The 22,991-nt window shown below is 60.1% G+C and carries 14 protein-coding genes and 8 pseudogenes; 14 read left to right on the top strand and 8 right to left on the bottom strand.

The features are described 5' to 3' along the window. Nucleotide 1: 1 nt before the first annotated feature. Together scpB and NKH21_RS10650 are read right to left on the bottom strand one after the other, a co-directional pair. Complete coding sequence (gene scpB / locus NKH21_RS10655; RefSeq protein WP_352864779.1) at nt 2-721, bottom strand: SMC-Scp complex subunit ScpB; 720 nt, start codon at nt 719-721, stop codon at nt 2-4. Nucleotides 722-726: 5 nt separating this feature from the next. Beyond that, nucleotides 727-1,672, bottom strand: a pseudogene (locus NKH21_RS10650) (DUF1403 family protein). A gap of 29 nt (nt 1,673-1,701) precedes the next feature. Here NKH21_RS10650 and NKH21_RS10645 point away from each other — a divergent pair. After that, a pseudogene (locus NKH21_RS10645) lies at nt 1,702-2,028 on the top strand (tyrosine-type recombinase/integrase); the annotation flags it as partial. A 582-nt stretch (nt 2,029-2,610) separates the two neighbouring features. Further along, nucleotides 2,611-3,550: pseudogene (locus tag NKH21_RS10640) on the top strand (IS5 family transposase). Between the two features lie 203 nt (nt 3,551-3,753). Here the strand turns inward: NKH21_RS10640 and NKH21_RS10635 are convergent. Then, a complete protein-coding gene (locus tag NKH21_RS10635) occupies nt 3,754-4,725 on the bottom strand; it encodes a LysR substrate-binding domain-containing protein (RefSeq protein ID WP_352457357.1) in 972 nt (323 codons plus the stop codon). A 122-nt stretch (nt 4,726-4,847) separates the two neighbouring features. Between NKH21_RS10635 and NKH21_RS10630 the strand changes: the two genes are divergently transcribed. From NKH21_RS10630 to NKH21_RS10595, 8 genes and pseudogenes are all read left to right on the top strand, one after another. Next, nucleotides 4,848-5,315, top strand: a complete 468-nt coding sequence (locus NKH21_RS10630; protein ID WP_352541522.1) for an ATP-binding cassette domain-containing protein — start codon at nt 4,848-4,850, stop codon at nt 5,313-5,315. Beyond that, on the top strand, nt 5,315-6,091 hold the full coding sequence (locus NKH21_RS10625) for an amidohydrolase family protein (protein ID WP_352541523.1): 777 nt from the start codon (nt 5,315-5,317) through the stop codon (nt 6,089-6,091). Before NKH21_RS10630 ends, NKH21_RS10625 begins: the two co-directional genes overlap by 1 nt. A 35-nt stretch (nt 6,092-6,126) precedes the next feature. Then, on the top strand, nt 6,127-6,879 hold the full coding sequence (locus tag NKH21_RS10620) for an SDR family NAD(P)-dependent oxidoreductase (RefSeq protein ID WP_352541524.1): 753 nt from the start codon (nt 6,127-6,129) through the stop codon (nt 6,877-6,879). Between the two features lie 19 nt (nt 6,880-6,898). Further along, complete coding sequence (locus NKH21_RS10615) at nt 6,899-7,738, top strand: transketolase (RefSeq protein WP_502894354.1); 840 nt, start codon at nt 6,899-6,901, stop codon at nt 7,736-7,738. Beyond that, entirely contained in the window at nt 7,735-8,757 is a 1,023-nt protein-coding gene (locus NKH21_RS10610; RefSeq protein WP_502894352.1) for a transketolase family protein, read from the top strand. Before NKH21_RS10615 ends, NKH21_RS10610 begins: the two co-directional genes overlap by 4 nt. 106 nt (nt 8,758-8,863) lie before the next feature. After that, nucleotides 8,864-9,150 (top strand): annotated as a pseudogene (locus tag NKH21_RS10605) (transposase); the annotation flags it as partial. A gap of 71 nt (nt 9,151-9,221) precedes the next feature. Further along, nucleotides 9,222-9,377, top strand: a pseudogene (locus NKH21_RS10600) (ATP-binding protein); the annotation flags it as partial. Nucleotides 9,378-9,643: 266 nt separating this feature from the next. Beyond that, nucleotides 9,644-10,000 (top strand): hypothetical protein, encoded by a 357-nt coding sequence (locus tag NKH21_RS10595; protein WP_352453730.1) that lies wholly within the window; start codon nt 9,644-9,646, stop codon nt 9,998-10,000. 138 nt (nt 10,001-10,138) lie between these two features. Here the strand turns inward: NKH21_RS10595 and NKH21_RS10590 are convergent, their stop codons facing one another. Then, entirely contained in the window at nt 10,139-11,107 is a 969-nt protein-coding gene (locus NKH21_RS10590) for a glycosyltransferase family 10 domain-containing protein (RefSeq protein ID WP_352453731.1), read from the bottom strand. A gap of 535 nt (nt 11,108-11,642) precedes the next feature. On the opposite strand from NKH21_RS10590, the pseudogene NKH21_RS10585 reads away from it, so the two are divergent. Further along, nucleotides 11,643-12,768 (top strand): annotated as a pseudogene (locus NKH21_RS10585) (site-specific integrase). A gap of 256 nt (nt 12,769-13,024) precedes the next feature. Here NKH21_RS10585 and NKH21_RS10580 read toward each other — a convergent pair. After that, nucleotides 13,025-14,686: a tannase/feruloyl esterase family alpha/beta hydrolase gene (locus NKH21_RS10580; protein ID WP_352864772.1), complete on the bottom strand. Its 1,662-nt coding sequence runs from the start codon at nt 14,684-14,686 to the stop codon at nt 13,025-13,027. Nucleotides 14,687-14,877: 191 nt separating this feature from the next. On the opposite strand from NKH21_RS10580, the pseudogene NKH21_RS10575 reads away from it, so the two are divergent. Next, a pseudogene (locus tag NKH21_RS10575) lies at nt 14,878-15,195 on the top strand (integrase); the annotation flags it as partial. 2 nt (nt 15,196-15,197) lie between these two features. Here the strand turns inward: NKH21_RS10575 and NKH21_RS10570 are convergent. The 3 genes and pseudogenes from NKH21_RS10570 to nadE all read right to left on the bottom strand — a co-directional run. Next, nucleotides 15,198-15,455 (bottom strand): aminopeptidase, encoded by a 258-nt coding sequence (locus NKH21_RS10570; RefSeq protein ID WP_352864770.1) that lies wholly within the window; start codon nt 15,453-15,455, stop codon nt 15,198-15,200. A gap of 658 nt (nt 15,456-16,113) precedes the next feature. Further along, on the bottom strand, nt 16,114-17,196 hold the full coding sequence (locus tag NKH21_RS10565; RefSeq protein WP_352864768.1) for a histidine kinase dimerization/phosphoacceptor domain -containing protein: 1,083 nt from the start codon (nt 17,194-17,196) through the stop codon (nt 16,114-16,116). A gap of 404 nt (nt 17,197-17,600) precedes the next feature. Further along, nucleotides 17,601-17,932 (bottom strand): annotated as a pseudogene (nadE, locus tag NKH21_RS10560) (NAD(+) synthase); the annotation flags it as partial. A 1,012-nt stretch (nt 17,933-18,944) separates the two neighbouring features. On the opposite strand from nadE, the gene NKH21_RS10555 reads away from it, so the two are divergent. Both NKH21_RS10555 and NKH21_RS10550 read left to right on the top strand, forming a co-directional pair. After that, nucleotides 18,945-21,011: a carbamoyltransferase family protein gene (locus NKH21_RS10555; RefSeq protein ID WP_352864934.1), complete on the top strand. Its 2,067-nt coding sequence runs from the start codon at nt 18,945-18,947 to the stop codon at nt 21,009-21,011. Nucleotides 21,012-21,593: 582 nt separating this feature from the next. Further along, entirely contained in the window at nt 21,594-22,778 is a 1,185-nt protein-coding gene (locus NKH21_RS10550; RefSeq protein ID WP_352493108.1) for a glycosyltransferase family 9 protein, read from the top strand. The last annotated feature ends 213 nt before the right edge of the window (nt 22,779-22,991 follow it).

Genomic DNA, 22,991 nt, shown 5'->3' with positions numbered 1-22,991 from the left:
GCTATTCGTCCGCCTCTCCTTCGATGCCCTCTTGAAGACCGGCAAAGTCCGGCATGATGTCACCAGCCAGCAACTTCGCCTTCGACAGCAGGCCGGCGTCCTCGAGCGCCTCGATAGCCGGCAGGTCGCGTAGCGTGTCGAGTCCGAACTCCAGCAGGAATTCTTTGGCCGTCACGTAAGTGTAGGGCGCGCCGGGCGTCGGGCTGCGCGGACCCGACGAGATCAGGCCGGCGCCGCGCAGGTGGCCGATCAGGTCGCGGGAAACCTCTTTGCCAAAAAACGACGACAGTTCTCCGCGCGTGATCGGCTGGAAGTAGGCTATGCACATCAGCACCAACACGTCCGACTGCGTCAGGTCTGCGACACGCCCGTTCCCGCCGGCGGCCGTGCCAAATGCACTGCGGATGGCGTCTGCATAGGCAGGCCGGGTCAGGTGCTTCCAGCCACCGGCGACGGCCACGAGGTCATAGGGCCGACCGCGCAGCTCCTCGCGGATGTCGTCGATAAGCAGATCTATGCTACAGTTTTTGCCGACGACGCGGGCGAGCGTCTCGCGGCCGACCGGTTCGCTGGCCGCGAAGATCGTTGCTTCGACGCGATGCATCCATTCTCGCCAGCGCGCCTCCGGCGGCAGGTGATCCAGCTCCCGGTCAAACGGCTGGTCAGCCGATCGACGGTTATCTGACGGGCTCCCCCCTCGCCTGCCCACTGCCTCCACCATAGTCGTCACAACCCGTAAATACGGAACGTTGGTCGGCCGGACATCTCGCGGACGGCGCCGAACTCGACCAGCCGGTCGAACAGGCGGCGCAGACCGCGGTCGCTCATGCCTGCGATCTTTTCGGATGCCACGATCGCATCGTCGGACAGGAGCTTGCCGACAACAGCGTCCGCTGCTTTGGCTCTAAGCTTCGGCGTGACGGCAAGCAGCCGGTCCGCGCGGCGCCCGAGTTCGGCGTCAAGATCAATTGCGCGCAACGCAGCGCGTGCCCGCGGCAAGCAGGCCTTTCGCACGCTCGGGATCTGTCTCAATGCCTGTCGCGACAGAGCTGGCTGCCGATCGACGCGGGCGGGCGCTTGTGCCCAAGGCCGCATCGGCGCCCAGCAGCGGCACCGCATGCGCCCAACCCAGCCGTTGCGCCAGCAGGGCATCGGCGAGCCAGGCTCCGAGGACGCGGCCGAAGCCGTGTCGTTCGGCGGCCCTGAAGGCACCGTTCAGGATCCCGACCACATCGGTGCCGTCGCCGAGTTGCCGTAGCGCGGTCGACAGATCGCTAACGGCCTCGTCGTCACGGGCGTGACCGAGATCTTCCAGCACCGCAGCGAGGTTTTTCGCCGTCAGCAATTCCTCAGCCGGCCGGGCCGCCAGCCGACGCCAGGCGAGGAGCAAAAGACCGGCGGGCCCGACATTGTCGCCCGGCCGCGTGAGCAGCACGGCATCGCGCAGCGAGCTCTCATCCTCGACGCGGCCGGCCTGCTTCGCAGTTGCCGCAGCCGCCGAAAGCGCCAGCCTCTGCCGCCAGGCGCCGGCCCATCGCTCCTGCCGGCGGACCACCGCATCGAGCGCGCCGATGGTGGCGCCGGCGGCGAGCGCGACGTCCTCAACGCCTTTTCCCGCAAGGCTTTGCGCACCGGGAACCGCCCGACGTAGCCAAGCCGGCACCGTTGCCATCGGCGCGATCGAAGGGGCACCAACAAGCACTGGCGCGGATCGGCCATGGCCCTTTGTTCCGAAGGGTAATAGGGCAAGGCAAAAGAGTCGGCGCCGATCGGCTTAAGGACCAGGAAGTTGCGCGGCTGGTGAAGCGCACGGCGCTCGCAGCCGGCGTGCGTGGCGATCTGTCGGAGGGCGAACGCGGTCAAAAGTTTGCTGGCCATTCGCTGCGCGCCGGCCTCGCGTCCTCGGCCGAGGTCGACGAGCGCTATGTCCAAAAGCAGCTCGGTCACGCCTCGGCCGAGATGACGCGAAAGTATCAGCGCCGGCGCGATCGTTTCCGCGTCAATCTCACCAAGGCGTCCGGGCTCTGAAAAGCCTCCTCCCTGCCCCGTTTTGTCCGCTGGGATGAGGCGGTCAGATCTCAGGCGATAACATACCTCATCGAGCACAGCGAGCGCTGTATCCAGACTATCGGCGGCCGACGCTTCGTAGTCAGGCATGATCATCAACTGCGTTATGGCACGGCCCACAACAGGGCATCGCGATAAAAGTACGCCAAACAACGCTAAGGGAGAACAAACGGTGATCTGATTTCGTTCAACGCTCGTTTTCGAGAGCCGTTCTGGGTCGTTCGCAATCAACTGTGTAGGCCAGCGGAGCGAACAAGGAGCGCCAGATCCGGACAGGGCTGAGTGGGGTGTTTTTCCGGAAGGTGGGGCCATGCCCTAAGGGACACGAGATGTAGTGGACTCGTCGATCCGCGCGGTTTCGATTCGCGCACCCCGGGCACAACGCTGGGATAAGTCCCATCAGATGCTCTCCGGTGGCCGTCATCTGTTTAGCTGACATTGGGCCGAGGGCTTCCAGCACGAGCCACATGGCGGGGGTATCGGCCGTGACCATGGTGCGCCGCCCCTGCCGTCAATGCCAGCCGCCGTCACCGAGTCGCGAAGATGAAATTCAAGGTGACAAACTGGCCGGAATACGAGGCGGGCCTTCGGCGGCGCGGCAGTCTGACGCTGTGGTTGACAGAAGAAGCCTTGGCCAGGTGGCATGCGCCGCGAAGAACGACCCGCGGCGGCCAGCCCCGCTATTCCGATCTCGCCATCGAGGCGGTCGTGACACTGGGATGCGTCTTCGGGCTTCGTCTGCGCCAGAGCGAGGGATTGGCGACCTCGCTGCTCGATCTGATGGGGCTTGATCTACCGGTTCCCGATCACACGACGCTAAGCCGCCGGCCGCAGATATGGGAACCATCGGCCAAGCGGCAGCGGCATCCCGAGGACGGTCCGCTGCATGTGCTGATCGATAGCACCGGATTTGAAAGTCTACGGCGCCGGCCAATGGCTGGAAGACAAGCACGGTGCCAGATCACGCCGGACCTGGCGCAAGCTGCATTTGGTTCTCAATGCTGACAGCGGCGAGATCATCGCCCATTGTCTGACCGACCAGGACGGCGACGATCCCTCGCAGGTGAAGCCGCTGCTCGACCGGATCGACGCAGAGAGCGACCAATTCACGGCCGACGGAGCATATGATGGCGGTCCCACCTACTGCGCGGTGCTGCAACACAGCGTCACCGCAAGGATAGTCATCCCGCCACGTTCAACGGCCGTGGAGAGTGATGACACCGGACCACCCGGTCAAAGGGACGGTCACATCACGGCGATCGCCAATGATGGAAGGCTGAATTGGCAGGCGTCCACCGGCTATGGCAAGCGCGCCCTGATCGAGACCGCCGTCGGGCGCTACAAGGGGCTGATCGGACGTCGCCTGCGAGCCCGCTCCTTTTCGGCTCAGCAGACCGAGGTCGCCATCGGCTGCGCCGTTCTCAACCGCATGACGGCGTGCGCACGCCCGGAGTCCGTTCGCTGCCCGGCAAGGCCGACATAGCAGGCGGCATCAAAGAGCTGATTGTGCCTAATGCCACATTTGTCCACCAACGCCTTGTGGCGCGGGCAGCCGCAGGCACAGGCTACGCGGAAAATGAAAAGCGGGGCCAACCCATTCGCTTGCACACAGCCTGCGTTTTGCCAGCTCCTCAACCGCAACGTGCTGTCAATCTTCGTCTTGCCATGTCTTGAACGCCGAACTGTTCACGCCATTGGCGCCGCTTTGTCATCCCGTGCCCCGAAATGAGGCCGTCGTTCGAACGATATGCGCAGTTGCTTATCCGCCAGAAACCGGCGAGCCAGATCGGTGTCGCGCTTACCCACGCGTGACACCCAGTCCGAAAACAGGCGAACCGCGCGCCGGTTCATATGCCGCGAAGGACAGACCAGCCAGTATCCCGGAAACTCGATGACCTCGAACTCTATCGAGACCGGAACCAGAGAACCCGACACCAGGTCCTCGAATGCGATGGATGTGCTTTCCAGGACCACACCTGCACCGTCCTTCGCCAGTTGAACCGACATTGACGAACGGTCGAAACGATAGGGATACGTCATGCGGGCGCCCTGGATACCGTTGCACGGCAGCCAATAATCCCACCGGAAATAGGCCTTCACACTGTCGATCAACCGCGCATGGCGAAGCTGCTCGCGCGGATCCGGTGAGATCGCGCGCAGTTCGGCAAGATAGGAAGGCGAGCACATCGGCAGGATCAGATCGTTGACGACGCAATCCGAATAAAGGCCGGCCCAGCCGCCGTCGCCATAACGAAGATCGAGATCGATGACCTCCGTTTCGAAATCCGAGAAATTGGGCGTGGCGTCGACGCGCAAATTCCAGCTCGGATAGCCCTTGCTGAACTCGGCCAACCGCGGCGCCAGCCATTTCTCGCCGAAGGAAGGACTGACGCGCAGGCTAAGCTGGAAGCTTTCGCGCTGCCGCACAATGGCATTACGCACCTCGCGTATGGATTCGAAAGCCTGGGTCGTGGTCTGGAAGAGCCGCTCACCGTCGATCGTGAGCGAGAGATGGCGCTTTTCGCGCTGAAAAAGCCGCACCCCGAGTTGGTGTTCGAGCAGCCGCAGCTGCTGGCTAACCGCCGAAGGTGTCACCTGCAATTCCTGAGCGGCCTTTGCCACGCCGCCGAGCCGCGCGACTGCCTCGAAATGCGTCATCGAATTGAACTTGATGTCTGACCTCGTCCTCGTCAGTTAAGCTCAGCTACACAGAATGTTAAGAAACGAAAATTGAGCCGAATGTCAATCGGTCGCACAGTGGTCCCGGAAGGAGATACAGGATGGAGCCGAGTTCAACCCAAAGCTTGGGTAGCGCCGGCAACGTGCCGGGAGTTGGACAGGTATTGACCAGGAAGCCCCTGATCGAAGCTGCGAATATCGAGAAGAGTTATGACGCAACCCGTGTCCTGCGGGGTGTGAGTTTTCAGGTCCGGGCCGACGAAATCCACGCGCTCCTGGGCGGCAACGGCGCCGGCAAAAGCACTCTCATCCGCATCGTCACAGGGCTGACCTCACGCGAAGCCGGCGAGATTGGCTTCGCCTCGTCGAAGGCCGACCACAACAGCCCGATCATGGCGGTGGTGCATCAGGAGCTGGCGCTGTTGCCCGAGCTGTCCGGTCGCGGAAAACATCGGCATTGTGCATGCGAGGTCGGGCTGGTCGCAGATCAGCCGTCGCCGCACGCGCGAAACTGCGCTCGGAGCGCTCCAGCTGATCGACCCAGCGATCGGCGAAGCGATCGTCGATAATGCCGGCACGCAAATTGTCCCTCCACGAAGGCCAGATCGTCCAGATCGCTCGTGCCCTTTCCACCGGAGCCGAAGTGCTGCTTCTCGATCCCGGCGATCCGGTTGGGGAAACGCGCTGGCTGCAGGAGATCGCCAACAAGCGAGGCTTTCCGCATGGCATCGTCGGCTATGCCGACCTGTCCCAACCCGACGTCGGCGACCTCCTCGACCGCCACATGGAATATCCGAACTTCCGCGGCATGCGGCAGCCGATGAATTATCATCCCGACCCCGCCAAGACCTATCTGGCGCGGCCGGAGGTCAGTCGTACGCCCGAATGGCGGCGCGGCTTCCGGGAGCTGGCGAAGCGCGGGCTGAGCTTCGACCCGCAGCTCTACTATCCGCAGATGAGCGAGTTCCTCGAACTGGCGCGCGACTTTCCCGACGTGCAGATCATTCTCAATCACACCGGCATGCAGGTCGACGGCGCCGAGCATTTTGGCGCCTGGAAAAAAGGCATGCACCAGTTAGCGCAAGCGCCGAACGTCGCCTGGATCTCGGGCCTCGGCATGGGCGACTGGACTTGGACCACGTTCTCGATCCGTCCTTATGTCGAGGAGGCGATCGCAGTCTTCGGCGTCGGCCGCTCGATGTTCGCGACGAACTTCCCCGTCGACAAGCTGTTCTCGAGCTTCGACGCCATTTTGAACGCCTTCAAGGAAATTACGATCGCCCACCCGCACGAGGAGCGGCTCGCGCTGTTCCATGACAACGCCGCCCGGTTCTACCGACTTTAGATCGCCGGCAAACAGAAATAGCAGGAGAGTTCGACTTGTTGCTGAAGGGCAAGGCCGTGGTGATTTCGGGGGCCGCGGGCCCCCGGGGAATTGGCCGCTCCACGGCAGCGCTGATGGTACAGCACGGGGCTCGCGTTGCAATACTCGACCTCGATGACGGGCAAGCGCGTGACGCCGCTGCGTCGCTTGGACCCGACCATATCGGCCTTGCGTGCAACGTCGCGGACCTCGACGCCTGCAAGAGGGCGGCGGCGCAAGTGACAGAAACCTTGGGCAGGATCGATGTGCTCTGCAACAATGCGGGCGTCACGCAGCCCGCAAAGACACTGGATATCGGCCCGGCTGACTGGGACCGCATGCTCGATGTCAACCTACGCGGCGTGCTCTATCTCAGCCAGGCATTCATCCCGAACATGCGCGAAAATGGCGGCGGCTCGATCATCTGCATGTCGTCGGTTTCGGCCCAGCGCGGCGGCGGCATCTTCGGTGGCCCGCACTATTCGGCTGCCAAGGCGGGTGTTCTGGGGCTTGCCAAGGCCATGGCGCGCGAATTCGGGCCCGACCGCATCCGCGTCAACTGCGTCACACCGGGCCTGATCCAGACCGACATCACTGGGGGCAAACTGACCGACGCCATGCGCGCCGACATCATCAAGGGAATCCCGCTCAGCCGGCTGGGCGACGCACGCGACGTCGCCGGCGCCTATCTCTTTCTGGCGTCCGATCTGGCCAGCTACATCACCGGCGCCGTGATCGACGTCAACGGTGGGATGCTGATCCATGGCTGAGAGGACACCGGATCTTGAGATGCCTCGCGCTGGCAGCAATGTCAGCCTGGCCGAACGAGCCTATCGTATCCGCCGACATGCCGTCCGGATGGGTCAAGTCCAGGGCCAAGGTTACGTCGGACAGGCACTGGGTATCGCCGACGTGCTTGCCGTCGCCTATTTCCATGCGCTTCACTACCGGCCGGACGACACGCTGTGGGAGGGACGCGACCGCTTCCTGCTGTCGATCGGACACTACGCCATCGCGCTCTACGCGGCGCTGATCGAAGCGGGCGTGCTACCGGAGGAAGAGCTCGAGACCTATGGCAGCGACGATAGCCGCATGCCGATGTCCGGCATGGCGGCATACACGCCCGGCATGGAGATCACCGGCGGCTCGCTCGGTCACGGCCTTGGCATCGCTGTCGGTATGTGCATGGGGCTGAGGCGCAAGCAGAGCGACAGTTTCGTCTATAACCTCCTGTCCGACGGCGAACTCGGCGAGGGTTCGACCTGGGAAGCGGCGATGTCGGCGGCCCACCACAAGCTCGACAATCTCATTGCCATCGTCGACTTCAACAACCAGCAGGCCGACGGTCCATCGACGGCCATGCTTTCCTCCGAGCCGGTGACAGACAAGTTCGAGGCGTTCGGCTGGCACGCGCAGCGCGTCGACGGCAACGACATCGAAGCGGTCCGCGTGACCTTCGACCTGGCGCGCGGGCTGAAGGAGCCTCGTCCACGTGTGATCGTCTGCGATACCCGCATGGCCAAGGGCGTGCCGTTCCTGGAAACCCGCGACATCACGCATTTCATCCGCGTCGAACCGCATGAATGGGCGCTGGCGCTCGAAGCTTTGGAGAAGGGACGCCCACAGTGAGGCTGTCAAAATTCGCGCCGCGCCACGCCGCCAATGCCGGTGAGCGCAAGACCACCTCGGCGATGATCGCGTCGATCGCGCCCGATGGCGTACCGACACGCAATGCGCCGTTTGGACAGACACTGGCCAGACTGGCGCACCAGCGGCCCGGGATCGTCGGAATGACGGCAGACCTCGCGAAATACACCGATCTCCATGTCTTCGCACAGGAGCATCCGGACCGCTTCTATCAGATGGGCATGGCGGAGCAGGTGCTGATGAGCGCCGCCGCCGGCTTGGCGCGGGAGGGTTTTACGCCCTTCGCCACCACCTACGCCGTCTTCGCATCGCGACGTGCCTACGATTTCATCTGCATGGCGATCGCCGAGGAGAAACTCAATGTGAAGATCGTCTGCGCCTTACCGGGGCTGACGACCGGCTACGGCCCCAGCCACCAGGCGACGGAGGACATCGCGATCTTCCGCGGGATGCCGAACCTGACGATCATCGACCCTTGCGACGCGCTCGACATCGAACAGGCCACGGAGGCGATCGCGGACTACAACGGGCCGGTCTACATGCGGCTTTCGCGCGGTAAGGTTCCTGTCGTGCTCGACGAAGACGACTATACATTTGAAATCGGCAAGGCGCGAATGCTGCGCGAGGGCGCGGACGTATTGTTCATTTCCAGCGGCCTGATGACCATGCGCGCGCTGGAGGCCGCGAAGGCGCTTGAAGCCGACAGGATCGGCTGCGCCGTTCTGCACGTTCCGACGATCAAACCTCTGGATACGGAGGCGATACTCGCTGCCGCGCGCCGTTCGGGACGGCTGGTGGTGGCGGCGGAGAACCACACCATCATTGGTGGCCTTGGCGAAGGCGTTGCCGCGCTGCTGATGCGCGAGAGAGTGACCCCAGTCTTTCGCCAGATCGCCCTGCCCGACGAGTTCCTCGACGCTGGCGCGCTGCCGACGCTTCACGATCGCTACGGGATCTCAACTTCCGAGCTCGTGCGCCGCGTCCGCATTTGGAGCGAATGAGAAGTAAGAGCTCTCCCCACACAACAGTTGAGTCATCGACCTTGACCTTGCCCCTCTTATCTAATCCGGTTTGAAGTTCGTTCTGGCCCATCGAGAGGACCAGGACATGAAACGTAGCCGCTTCTCTGAAGAGCAGATCATCGGAATTTTGAAGGAACATGAGGCCGGGGTATCGGTTGCCGATCTGTGCCGCAAGCACGGGGTCAGCGACGCCTCGATTTACAACTGGAAGGCCCGCTTCGGCGGGATGGATGTCTGCGAGGCTCGGCGACTGAAGGCTCTGGAGGACGAGAACACGCGGCTGAAGCGGCTTTTGGCCGACGCCATGCTCGACAATGCCGCGTTGAAGGATCTTGTGGGAAAGAAATGGTGACGCCCGCGGCCAAGCGGAAACCTTTCCAGCGACCAGATCGATCAACTTCAACGCCGACTGCAACGGACCAGGCGATCAAGGAAAGGTGCATCATGAAGCATTCGCGGAGCCGACAATAGCCGACGCCATTCTCGACCGGATCATCCACAACGCCCATCGCATCACCCTCGAAGGCGACAGCATGAGAAAGCAAAAAACACCGCCGCCCTTGACCGGCGCCGAAAACGGCGAAATCAATCGCAAATGACTTCAACCAGGCAACCGAGCGCCGACCCCATCCTGCTGTCCGCGAATTAGTGAAACTGCTGTCCGCGATTTAGCGGAACGACTGTCCCGTTTTTGCGAAATACGCACGTCCGACGCAGCTTGCGTTGACAGAGGCGGTTTTACGCGCAGTTGCAATAGCACTTCCGCCGGCCTATTTTTGTGGAGTTCAATTGTGGTTCGGCCAAGGGCGCTTTGGGCGCCGGACCGGCCCCGTGTAAACCTCATTAAAGAGAGACGAACCCTGCCATGGAAGAATTCTTATCGCGCATCGCCACTGGTGCCGGCATCGGCCCGGCTCTCGCAGAGAAGGCCGTTGGGTTAATGCTGGGTTTCCTGCAACGCCACGCGGCCGACGGTCCCGTTGCGCGCATGATCGCGGCCATTCCCGGAGCTTCGGAATTAGTGGCGAAGTATCATGGCAACGACCCAGAGGGCGGAGGCGGCCTCATGGGGCTCGGCCAGCAATTGATGAGTGAGGGTCTCAGCATTCTAAAGATCGCCGCCATCGCCAACGAGACGATCGCCTTCGCCAAGGAACATGCCGGCGACGAACTCGTGGACGAGGTCCTCAATTCCGTTCCTGGCCTTCCCCAGTTCGTCTGATCAGCGGCAGCCGGGGGCGCATGACCTCGTGCGCCCGTGCCGGCCCGTCTGCGCAGGTGGGCATTCTCCGCCGAGCGCTCCGTACCGATCTCGCCAGACCACCAACCGCCGGGCACGCGAAGCGAGCGTTGGAGTACTTCATTCGTCTGTCCCAAAATCGACCGCAGGCGAACCGATGTGTATAACTTCCGGCGGTAAGGGTTTATCGTGAACGCTTTCGATGAAGCCCGCGAGATAAGCAAACGTATTGTATTTCTCAAGAACCAACCGCTTCGCCTCTTGTATTGCGCCGCGACGCTCCTTCCAGAGGTCCGAGTCGATGATTTCTTGAATTTTTTGGATTACGTTCTTGTCCTCTGGGTCAATCAGAACCATTGAGTCGGAAGGGAAGAACCTCGTGATTGCGGGGCTGCCGTAATAGATCGGCATTGTTTCAGCAACGAAGCAGTCCATAAGCTTCTCTGTAAAATAGTAATCAGCACGAGTATTCTCGAACGCTATACTGTAACGGTACGGTGCGAGTGCGTCCCATTTATCTCCAATCAGCCGAAAACCTCGGCCGAACAGGTCAAAATCGAGCTCCTCTCTCAGCCGTTCCAGAAACGCCAGCCGATATCGATGCCCTTTAAGCAGGGCGATGTTACTGGTAATCCATGAGAGCCGAAGCGGCTTGTCCACGACTTCGCTGACCAGAAGTTGGTCATATGTCTTTGTTACAGACCAAGACCGAGTGATAGGTGGAGACAAAACGAATCGGCGCTCTGCATTCTGCCGAGCAGCCAGCTCTGCGTCAGACGTCAGGACGATGGTATTTTTCCCCTGCCCTTCATGAAATGCGCGATGAGCTTTCGTCGGCGGTTCGCCGATTGCAAAAATTGTCCTGTTTGGACTCGCCTCGATATCAACAGGGAGCCCAAAAATAGAAGCAGAGTTAAAGACAATATGCCAATCGGGCGCGAAGGATGTCCTGCGTACAAAAGCGACATTGTTCCAGATTCCACTGCCCTTTGGAGTGAGATGGTGGATTGCATCATCCAAAACGCCCCAAGAATCCAGACATGTAGCAACAATGGGCGCCGGACGTTCCGTCAACAATTTGGTCGACAAAGCAGTTCCACCCCATTCACTTCCGTTGGACCGGGAGCAACTCGTGCATCGGGCGCAAGACCTCTCTGCGCCTGAAATAGCTCGCGATCCTGATCGGTATCAAACACACGATTCTGTGCGACTTCGCGATTCTGTGCGACTTCGCGCCATTCGACAACTCATCTCTAAGACCGCGGGAATCCCTTCACTCGTGAAGGTACTCAATCGCCATTTCGGATTGCGGTAAGATTGGGCAGCGTAAACCTTCCGGGACCCGCTGTCGAGGCAATTGTCGCTTTGCACCTAACCAGGTTCTTCGTCACTTTGTGTGGTGATCAGGCCGGTTGAGTGGCAGCATGCGTGCCCTCTAAAATATGGAAGTTGACTACATTCTTATTATTAATCGGGATATACGACCAGTTTAGAGGCGGCTCGGCTCTCACAGGCGACGTTTGCAGCTGCGACGGCAGATCGAGATATTGGCGGGTTGATGCCGGGGCTTGTCCGAAATCTGTGGTCCGATTTCGGACGAAGTGACGGTCAAGATGTCCGAAATATGCTACGAATTTCGGACAAGCTTCACACACAAAGCGCCGCGGCTTTGCCCGACATGATCGACATCGTCATGCAGATGGGCGATGCCGACCTAGCCTCGTCCCCCTCCCCTTCCAGCCATTGCCAATCCCAGCCTGCCTGCGCAGCTTGAGGCGCTCGCCGGCCGCGCGCGCGATTATATCGAGGCGGCGAGTTCGGCCAACACGCGCCGCGCCTACGCAGCCGACTGGAAGCATTTTTCGAGCTGGTGCCGGCGCCAAGGCATCGAGATGTTCCCGCCCGATCCTCAGGTCGTCGGGCTCTATATCGCCGCCTGCGCGTCAGGTACGGCCACTGGCGACAAAAAGCCCAACACCGTTTCAACCATCGAGCGCCGGCTTTCGTCGCTCTCCTGGAATTTTGCCCAGCGCGGCCAGCCGCTGGACCGCAAGGATCGGCATATCGCCACGGTGATGGCTGGCGTTCGCAACACCCACGCCTCCCCTCCCCGGCAGAAGGAAGCGATCCTGCCTGAGGATCTGATCGCCATGCTGGAAACCCTCGACCGCGGCACGCTGCGCGGGCTGCGCGACCGCGCCATGCTGCTTCTGGGTTTTGCCGGTGGGCTGCGGCGCTCGGAAATCGTCGGGCTCGACGTTGGTCGCGACCAGACCGAGGATTCTTCTGGCTGGATTGAGTTTTTTCCTGACAAGGGCGTGCTGGTGACCCTGCGCGGCAAAACCGGTTGGCGCGAGGTCGAGGTCGGCCGCGGCTCCTCCGACGCCACCTGCCCGGTGGTCGCGCTGCAAACCTGGCTGAAGCTGGCGCGGATCGGCCATGGCCCTTTGTTCCGAAGGGTAATAGGGCAAGGCAAAAGAGTCGGTGCCGATCGCTTGAACGACCAGGAGGTCGCACGCCTGGTCAAGCGCACGGCGCTCGCCGCCGGCGTGCGCGGCGATCTGTCGGAGGGCGAACGGGCCAAGAAATTCGCCGGCCACTCACTGCGCGCCGGCCTCGCCTCGTCGGCCGAGGTCGACGAACGCTATGTGCAAAAACAGCTCGGCCATGCCTCCGCGGAGATGACGCGAAATTATCAGCGCCGGCGCGATCGTTTCCGCGTAAATCTCACCAAGGCGTCCGGGCTCTGAAAAGCCCCCCTCCCCTGCCCCCGTTTTGTCCGCTGGGATGAGGCGGTCAGATCTCAGGCGATAACAATACCTCATCGAGCACAGCGAGCGCTATATCTAGACTATCGGCGGCCGACGCTTCGTAGTCAGGCATGATCATCAACTGCGTTATGGCACGGCCCACAAATTCCGGGTTTAGCTTTTCCAACCGATCCTTGGTCCGGGAGACCTGTTCCGGGAATGCGCGCAGATTGAAGCGAACAAATGACGAGGTCTCTTATCCCCGACACGAATAGCTCGCGATCTCATCGGGATTTCCCTTACCGCCATAGGCAGCTTGAGTGGGATAAGCGCAGATCGGCTGGTGCTTGCCGGGGAATGCCTTGCTGCCAGCCGCGAGAGAATCCGGAGCCTTGTCTTGGTTTATCCAGCCCTCGATGGCGGCCAAAGGATCAAAGTCGTCGAAGGCTTGGCCATCGCCGCAGTGGGTCATCCCCGGGATTATGAACATGCGCACGAAACGGCGAGTCGCTTCCAAATCGCCGCCGCTTGTGACCTCGACGACTTGCTTGTACCAGCGCACCAGATCGTTGGCCGAGAAGACCGGATCGGAAAGTCCCTGAAACAAGAGCAGCTTTCCACCGTGGGCAGCGAAGCTGGCGAGATACGTGCCGGTCGCATCATTGAGCTTGGCCGTATCCGCAACGCGTGCCGGATCCTTGTCGAAGTCGAACTTCAGGGGGTCAAAATTCGGCGCCGGGGGCGTCATGAAGTAGTATTGAAGCGAGCGGGCTCCCAGAACGATGTTATTTGCATCCGACTGGGAAGTGGGGGAATTGCCCAGCTTCCACATTCTCCAGTCCGCGCCCGCAACGCCCGTATCATATGGCCAATCGCTGTAAAGCTTTTCGCCATCGGAGCTTTCCGGACCCGCGAACGCGCGGCTCATGGCCTGCACTTGACCAGCCGTGAGGCAGCTGTCCGTCTTATCGCCTTGGCAGGACAGGACCTTTGGGTCGAACCGGCACTGCTGCCAGGCGTTGATGACGCCATCCTCAATGCCATCGCGGGCATCACAGGCAGCGAGAACCGCCTTGGCGACGATGTTCAGATCCTGCTGGGAGAAGGCGCGGGATAGAATGGGATGGCCGGCCTCATCCTTGGGAGCGATGCTCATGTACTGGCGAGTATCCCAGGCTTCGGCAATGTTGGCGGCACTGAGACGAAAACCCGGGCTACCTGCAACAATGCCGTCGAACTCGAGCGGATATCGCTGAGCCGCTATCAACGCCTCACGACCGCCATTCGAGCATCCCATGAACACCGACTTTTTCGGAGCCGCCCCATAGAACTTGGCAATCACCTGCTTCGAGACCGAAGTGACTTTGCCAATGGAGGCGTACGCAAAATCAATGCGTGCGGCTTGATCGACCCCGAAAGCCGGATCGGGGCTTGGGTGCCCGCCATCCATGCTTACAACAGCGTAGCCGCGCAAGAGCCCGGGAGCCGCGGTCGAGTTCCGGCAAGGAATGGTCCCGACGGCCGGCGCCAGGAAGCCATCAACTGCGCCGCCGCCCTGGAAAAGGAACATGTCGTTCCAGGTCGTCGGAAGACGCACCTCAAACCGGGTGCCATATGATTGACCATCGACCCCCTGGCGTTTCCCGATAACACCTCGGACAAGGCAGTGCCCGCCCACTTTTATCGCCTGAGGCGAGGCGCCGGTGAATGCAGTGAAGGGATCTGCGGGGATCTCCTGCGGCTTTTGAAGGCTAGCCTCGGTAAAGATCACGCTTGGAATTTTGAGCTTGGCGATGGACCGGCACGCCTGATCCGACGCGTTTGCCGCCAGTGCAGGCGCACATACACATATGATCGCCAACATCAGTGCCAGCGTGCACCCGCGGTCCCGCAGCTTGAGCCCGTTAGCCAAGAACATACCCATCCTCCCTGGATGCGCCCGATAGCCCGAAAGCTGATCGCATTGGTAGCTAGTTGTGAGCTTTCAGTAGGTTGTCCATCCGGTCCGAACCGGGAAAGCTGAGATTGTCGAAGCTTCAGTGACTCCAGGGGGACCGGATGAACATCCATAAGAATACCGGTCTGACGCCGCTCGGTCGAGAGCGGATTTTTTGCGCCTGGGCGCGCCGGCAGCACCTCGAGGTGTTGCCGCCTGATCCGCAGACCGTCGGCCTCTACATCACGGCCTGTGCATCCAGAAAGGTTACAGGAGACAAGAAACCAAACTCTGTGGCGACGATCGAGCGCCGTCTCTCCTCCCTGGCGTGGAATTATACGCAGCGTGGCGAGCCGCTCGATCGAAAGGACCGCCATATCGCCACCGTGCCCGCCGGCATCCGTAACAGCCACGCAAAACCGTCTGTGCAGAATGAGGCCATACTTCCCGAAGACCTGATCGCCATGCTGGAGACGGTGCTCCGCAAGACCCATCAGGTCGCCCCAGGCCAGAGCAACCGGCTCGTCCCCGGGGAGGACGAAACGGTCGACCACTCCGCTTGTTCGACTTGTGTTCGGGCGACTATCCCGGCTTCTATGCATCGCGCTTCGGCGCGGTGAGCTTTGTCCAACGCGCCAAGCCTTTGAACCGAATCGCTGTAGACGGAAGTCGCGGCGAGCTTCGCGTTGTTGATCGGAGCATCGAACCAGGCGTCGTATCCGCGGTATCCACCCCATCGTCTGTCGCGCAATCTGTTGGTAGCGCGTCCTCAGCCGTTCGATCGCGGCCGTCTTTGCCGCAAACTATTATATGGCGGCCGCCGATGCCATTCGGGCGCGCAATATCTCAGGGGTTGAAGGATCGTCGCAGTTTTCCGATGTCTTGGCGGGCCGCGATGATCTGCACATGACCCTGCAAAGATTGCGCGTAGTAGGAAATACTGGTGCAACTGGTCACCCCAGGCGTCAGGATAATCGTAGAACCAATCGAACGAATGCACGCATCGCGGTTTGCCTACAGCACTGCTCTCCTGTCCCGATAGCGCAAATTTGCGGTTACCTCCGGCCACGAACAGTCGGACCAATTTTATTTGTAGGTTAGACCTTCGTCCTCGGCAAGATTGGCCAAGCGATGACTCGCTGCTGAATTGCCGGCCCGCGCGTGATGAGCGCGAAGGCGTCAGGTGCCCCCGCCGTCAAGACTCAAGCCGCAACGTAATCAGGCGGGAGTGCCTTCCGCTAGGTGGGGATGGACTGGCCGCCGAAGTCAGAAGCAGCAAGCCTGGAGCATAATGGAAGACCTCGACCATGTGAAGCAGGCCGTGAAGGGCGACCTAGCCTATTTGCAGCCACCTGCTCAAAGCCGCGACATGAAGCCAGCCGCCAGCCTGCTAGTTCGACAGCAACCGTTCAGCTTGCTGCCGCCGACCGCTTGAAAACGATGGTCACCTTCGTCCCTTTGTTGGCGCTGGACTCGACGGCTAGCTGCGCCTTGGCGTTCTCGGTCAGCGATCGCGCGATCAGCGCTCCGAGCTTGCCTGGCTTGGGCCACATCTCGCCTTCCGGCAGGCCGATTCCGTCGTCCGCCACCGTAACCCGGCAGCCATCGCCATCGACGACACTGTGCAGCATTATCGTGCCGCCGTCGCGCCCCCGGAAGGCATGCTTTAGTGAATTGGTCAGCAATTCGTTCACGACCAGCCCCGCGGGCATGGCGACGTTTATTGACACCGGATATGTATCCACCTTCATATCCAGCCGGATCCCCTCGACTGCATGCGAGCTCATCACCGCGGACGCTATCTGGCTGAGATACACACCAAGATCGACCTCCTCCTTCGGCTGGTCGGCAGTTAGCGTCTGGTAGAGGATCGCCAATGCATCGACGCGACCGGCGAGCCGCTCAAACCGTCTCCGGTCGGCCTCGGTAGCGTTGCGGCTTTCCAGCCGGATGAGTGCGGTGATCATCTGCAGGTTGTTCTTCACCCTGTGCTGCAGTTCGCGCAGCAGTGTGTCTTTCTCGCTGACAAGCTCCTCCACCGAGCGCTGATCTCCGGCCTCGCCGTGAGCCGATACGTCGACCAGAGCCACCAGTCGAAAGCAAACCCTGCCGTTGTCGTCCTCTATCTCGTTGGAATAAACGTCGACGATCGTCGGCTTATCCTCGTTGCGTTCCAGCCTGTAGGTGCCGACAAAATCGGTTCCCTCGAGCACGGCCTCGGCTAGCGGCCTGTCCTTTTGCTGATGGAGGCCCGTGCCTAAAAGGGCCGCCCAGTTTTCTTGGGTGAGCCTGGCGGCTGTCAGGCCTGACAGTTTCTCGAATTCCGGATTGGCGTAGACCACGCGCTCTTCACCGGCAAGGTCCGAAACGGCTATGGCGATCGGCACCTGGTCGAGGAATTTCTTGAACTGTTCGCTTTCCAGTGCGGTTGCAAGGTCAGGTGTATCAAGCAACTGCTCGACCGCCTCAGCCTTCTCTGAATCCGATGTCATTTGCGCGCCTGTTTTGTGCGGATATTATCAACAATGCGGCGAGCCTGCCATCGCCAAAACTGGAGCTGCATCTCACATTTCGCATCACGCATCTGACAACAAGCTCTGCATCGCGTAACGGCCGCACGTCCAGCATTGCGACCGGCCGAAGGAGAGCGGCACGGATCGGCTACAATCCAGGTGCCTGGAATGTCGAAGCGACCGGTCAAGTGGGTACGCTGCGGAAGATCGATAGAGCAGGCATTCAGGGAGAATGAGTTCGCGTGCCGGCCTCGGCGATACGTGCCGACACTGTCAACCTCATGACCGCATGCGGGCTGAAAGAGCAGCGCTTCGCTCCAGCGGTAATTCAGGCCGCTAGCTGCCTAACTGCGGCAAGCCCATCGATCGTGTATGTTGAGACGCTATTGCCGATGCCTAAATATCGAACCCGTCATGGCAATCGTTGTGACGGGAAGCGCTCGCTTATGGGCTGTGCTGGAATGCGCATGAAGTATGCGCCTGTGCGCCGCTTCGTTGATCTCTTGGCCTTCGAGGAAGTCGTCAATCTCATCGTATGTGAGACCGGGACGAGGTTCTCCAGGTCGGCGGTCGGGATCTTTTCAACAAGATCAGACGGAGCGCCCAGATACACTGCCAAGGCGCGAACTCTGCGCTTGTTCAGCCCGGAAAGAGGAAGAATGTCTGCGGCACCATCGCCGAACTTGGTGAAGAAGCCCATCAAGGCCTCGGCTGCTTCGAAGCGACTTCTGAAAAAGAAGTGTGGGTTTGCTCTCATACCCTTTGCTGAAAAATGTTGTCATAGAGCGCATGGAATGCCACGCGCTTCGAATCGGAGTAGCCGTCCGGGAAGCCTGAAGCCCCTTTGAAGCGCATGTCCGGCAGCTATTCATAGCGTGGATGACTTTGATCGAAACAAACGATTTCATAACTCTTCGGAAATCTTGCATGGACAAAAGCACGTCCGCACCGATCACCCATCCAAAGGAGAAAATCTTCCATGCGCCCTGACGTGCAGTGGAGGTCGTGCCGAGAAGTGAGTTGCAACTGGCCGATCATGTCGGCGGTTCGACGCTAGTCGTCCCCATGTTCCTGAGCTGCGAAGTCTTGCAGGCGAGCCAGCTGCCCAGCGCGATTCTGCTTGTGGCGGGCTTTTTGCCGCAGGCAGTCCGCTCGTTTGGGCAGCGGATTGGAGACCCGGCCGGCAGCGCTACCATACAACATCAGCGCACTTTACATCTACGCGGTATTGCCGGGCTTCCAGTCGGTGCCATGTTTGGCCGACGAATGACGCGATGCGGCCTCCTGCACAAGCGAAGGCGTTATCGGATGTGCGACCGGGAAGCAGGCGGACAGTGCAGCACATGTCACTCGCCTGTGCGACGGTCTTTCGGGGAATGAAATCGGGCCAGTTCACGGCGCGGCATTATTCGTCAACAGCCGCCCCTTCGCAAGGATATAGGCAGCCCGCGTCACAAGTTCGTGCTGCAGATGAAAACGGCATCGCCGGCATGCAAGTCAGCAGCCGCTCAAGATTCGATGATCCAGCCAAGCTCTCGGCGTCATGGAACGGCAGGCGCCACGATCGAAGCATCTCATGTTGATTCAGGCGGACCCTTATGAGGCGTTCTTTGATGCCGGTGATGCCTGACAGGCGGTTGCAGCTGCAAGCGACAACGCGGCCTATTTAGTTGGAAACGGTCTGAGGCAGGCCAATTTGGCTTGCCCGTCACTATGTGGAGAAAGAAATGCTGTGTCTAGGAATTAGCGGCGGACTTGACCAAGTCCATGAAAACCGATTCGAGCTTCGGAACGCCTTTATGCACGATGGCGCCGCGGTGCTCGTCCGAGACGGACGGGTGATAGCAGCCGTCGAAGAGGAACGCCTCAATCGGATGAAACACTCCAACAAGCTCCCAATTCGTTCGATTCAATACTGTCTGTCAGCGGCGGGGGTTCAGCTCAACGACATTGATCGTGTCGCGCTCTACGCCAGCGAGCCCTATGCCAACGCCATGCTTGAAGGTATGTCCGCATCCCACCCCGACATTCTCTCCATTCCGCTGGATGCTAAAACGTTGGTGCAGGATCTGTTAACGCGTGAGTTCGGCACTAAGTTGGACAGTTCGCGTATTTCATTCGTAAGTCATCATCAGGCGCACGCCGTGAGCGCCTTTGCAATGTCGGGCTTCGAACAAAGTCTCATTCTAGCGATTGATGGCTCTGGTGATTTCCTATCGGGCCTCTTGGCGGTAGGGTCTGGCACAGAAATTACGCAACTCGAGGCTTTCCCCGAGAACAATTCTCTTGGGCTGTTTTATCTCGAGACGATCCGCTATCTCGGCTACGGCTTGTTCGACGAGTATAAGGTAATGGGACTCGCGCCCTACGGCGACCCCGCTCCCTATCGCGAGCTCTTCGAGCAGTTCTACGAGCTCTCCGCCAACGGCGGTGGCTACCGTGTTCACCTCGACCGCATCGGTCCGGCGTTGCTCCGCAATATCGAGGTCAGGCGAAAGGGAATGCCCTTCACCCAGCAGCATCGAGATGTGAGTGCGTCACTGCAGGAAGCGCTTGAGCGGATCGTGTTCCACATTCTCCGGCATCACCGTGAGGCCACCGGCATGAAGCGGTTGTGCCTGGCGGGGGGGGTGGCCCACAACTGCACGATGAACGGTAAGCTGCTGTATTCAGGGCTTTTCGAAGACATTTTCGTGCAACCCGCGTCTCACGACGCTGGCTGCGCATTGGGAGCTGCGCTGATAGTCTCTAACGAGATGGGCCGCCCCGCGCCGTGTGAGCGACTGCAGGAGGTCTATTGGGGTCCTGATCTCGGGAGCGAGCGCGCCGTGCAACAGGAACTGAATGCATGGGCCGGACATCTCGAGGTTGAACGCTCTGATGACGTGGCAAGCAGTGCAGCCGACTGGATCGCCAACGGCGCCGTGATCGGCTGGGTGCAGGGTCGTTCGGAGTTTGGGCCACGTGCGCTGGGCAACCGCAGCATTCTTGCCGACCCTCGGCCCGCCGCAAACAAGGACCGGATCAATGCGATGGTCAAGAAGCGCGAAGGCTATCGGCCCTTCGCGCCATCTGTGCTGGAGGAGGATGCGAGCGAATTTTTCGACCTCCCGGACGGTAGGCACGAATTTCCATTCATGAATTTCGTCGTTCGCGTGCGTGACTCAAAGCGCGCCTTGCTCGGTGCCATCACGCACATCGACGGTACCGCTCGCCTGCAAACAGTATCGCGCAACGCCAATCCCGCGTACTGGGAGGTCATCAATGCGTTCAAGAAGCGCACAGGCACTCCAATTCTGCTCAATACGTCCTTTAACAACAATGCCGAACCGATCGTGGATTCGGTTGCAGACGCGATTGCCACCTTTCTGACGACAGAGCTGGATGGACTTGTGGTCGGGCCCTTCCTGGTAAAAAAGCGGGCTGCAACGCTGCAGGATTGGACTGCGCTTGCGGTTTCGTTGCCGCCCTATGTGTCCCTCCATCAAACCCGCGCTTACAAAGCGCCAGATCGTCGGGAGACTCACTGCGAGATCAGCACGACCCACTTCAGCAGTGACAGTGTACGAATTTCACACGACTTGTTTAATCTGCTGATGCGGATTGAGGGCGAAGCCATGTTGGGAGATCTCCTCAATACAATTGCGCCGGATCAGGCTAAGCGTGACGCTGTGATGGAGGGCCTGCGACGACTGTGGGAGCAGCGCCTCGTTCGGTTGCATCCCTCACAAGCTGCTCGCATGGATCAAGACTGCGATCAAACGCTGGACCAGCATAACAGGCTCTCAGCGTGATAGGGATGCCGCTATCCAAGCTCGGCGAATAAAGGTGTTCATCGACGCCGCCTGCCAGCTCACCGCCGGCAGGCGGTCGACTTCATCACAGGGTTGATTCGTCCAGTTCATGTTGGACGACCCGGACGCGCAGAAAAAAGCGCCTGCGGCGGGTCCTTTGTAACCACCATGATGCGGGACCACAGCGACAGGGCGTGCCGGAGACGGTCAATCCGGCCGGCGATGTCGTCGCCGGGGGCGACGGTCTCATTCAGGATCAGCATCGACCAAAGAGCGAGGCCACTGCCGTTATGCTCGAGATCTGGGGACGGCGGCTTGGCGAACGCCGTCTACTCGGCGTTTCTCGAACTCACTGCATGCAAGACCGTGACGAAGCCCTTCACATTGCGGTTCGGGACATAGCTGGCTTCTTGGCGCGCTACCACCGCTAGAGATGCAGACTTCGCCCGACAGCTCCTGCTGGAGCGCGGCTTGGATCTGATGGCAGAATTCTTGCGGAGACGCGGACAAGTGGGGAGCACTCCAACCCTACACACGCGTCACTGGGCTATCAGTGTTGACCGTATAATCTTCGGAATGGCAATGGCATATTTTACAAAGCACGACGGCAATCAAATTATATACCGCAGCTGGGAAGAGCCGGAACAGTCAAGCGCAAGGATGAGAATTTTGGTCCTCAAGCTTGATCATGTCGGCGACTTTTGGATGTCTCTAGGGCCCCTAAAGGACCTTCGTCAGCGTTTTGCGCATGCCCACATTACGCTGGTGGTGGGAAGCTGGAACATCGCTACTGCAAAACAGTTCGACCTCGCCGACGATCACATTGCTTTTGACTTTTTTCCTCGCAACCCAAAAGTCAAAACGCGCAAAGAAGCCGCCGACATAAGGCCGCTGCTGACCGGCGAGTTTGATCTTGCCATTGATATGCGTGTTCCGGAAGAAACAAGGCCCATCTTGCTTGAAGTCCCCGCCAGGCACCGTGCGGCGATAGTTGATCCGTACAGCATGCATCAGATCGATATTGCGATAGCGCCATTCAATCTGAAACTGCGCAGAACCATTTTCTACAAGCTGGTCCAAAAAATAGGGCTTGCTAACAAAATCCCCCGTAGATGGCTTGACTGGTTCATTGACCGTAAGCAGGTGCGTCTCCAGCATGTGTCAGAAATCCTCCTCTTTCTGGTCGCAAAGGCAGCTGCCTATTTCGAAAGCGGAGCGGGTCACCCACAGAATTCGACTACAGGCAATGCCCCGATTGTCGTGGCTCCGTTCTCCAATTCCAGCCTGCGAGATTGGCCGATTGAAAGTTTTGGCAAAGTTGTCGCTGCTCTTTCGACCCGTGGTGAGGTGGTCCTCGTTGGCCGTGGCGAATGCCTGGAAGCGCTTGAGGAGGTTGCGAAGATAGCTAGGGAACGTGGAGCCGCGAACATTCGCACGGCTGTCGACTTGTCAGAATTGGAATTCAATTGTCTCGTGAATTCGGCCGCGCTCGTCGTTTCGAACAATTCAGGCACCGGCCATGTCGCTGCCCAGCTTGGCCGCCCTACTATCGGCATTTTCACGGCGTCACATCTACCGGAGATTTGGGGGTTTCGAGGTCCCTTGGTCAGCATGCTTATGAGTGTTATTGAATGTCGCGGATGTGGTCTGGACCAAGTGCGGCATTGTCCGGTCAAAGTCCGATGCAAGTTCGACATCACGCCGGATCTCGTGATTGCCGAGGTAAACGCCTTGATGAATCATTGTAAGGGTACGGCACAAGCTTAGTGGCTCGCGGTCACCACAACCGCGATTGCCCGGACCGCAGTGGCGATGTCACATTGGCCGACAGGTGGCATAGAGCGGCGCCTGAGAATGAAAGTGCCGCCGCCCAGCCTTCATAGCCGTTCCTCCTTTGTGGCGTGACGGCCCGAAAGTCGCCATCGCGTCAGATGTTTATCAGGTTCGGGATAGCCGGGGCTCGTCCGGCGACAGTCATGG

This window comes from Mesorhizobium sp. M1329, from assembly GCF_040318035.1.
In the GTDB taxonomy this organism is placed as follows: Bacteria; Pseudomonadota; Alphaproteobacteria; order Rhizobiales; family Rhizobiaceae; genus Mesorhizobium.
The sequence above is the reverse complement of the archived record's forward strand: the minus strand, read 5'-3'. Positions and strand labels throughout refer to the sequence as shown.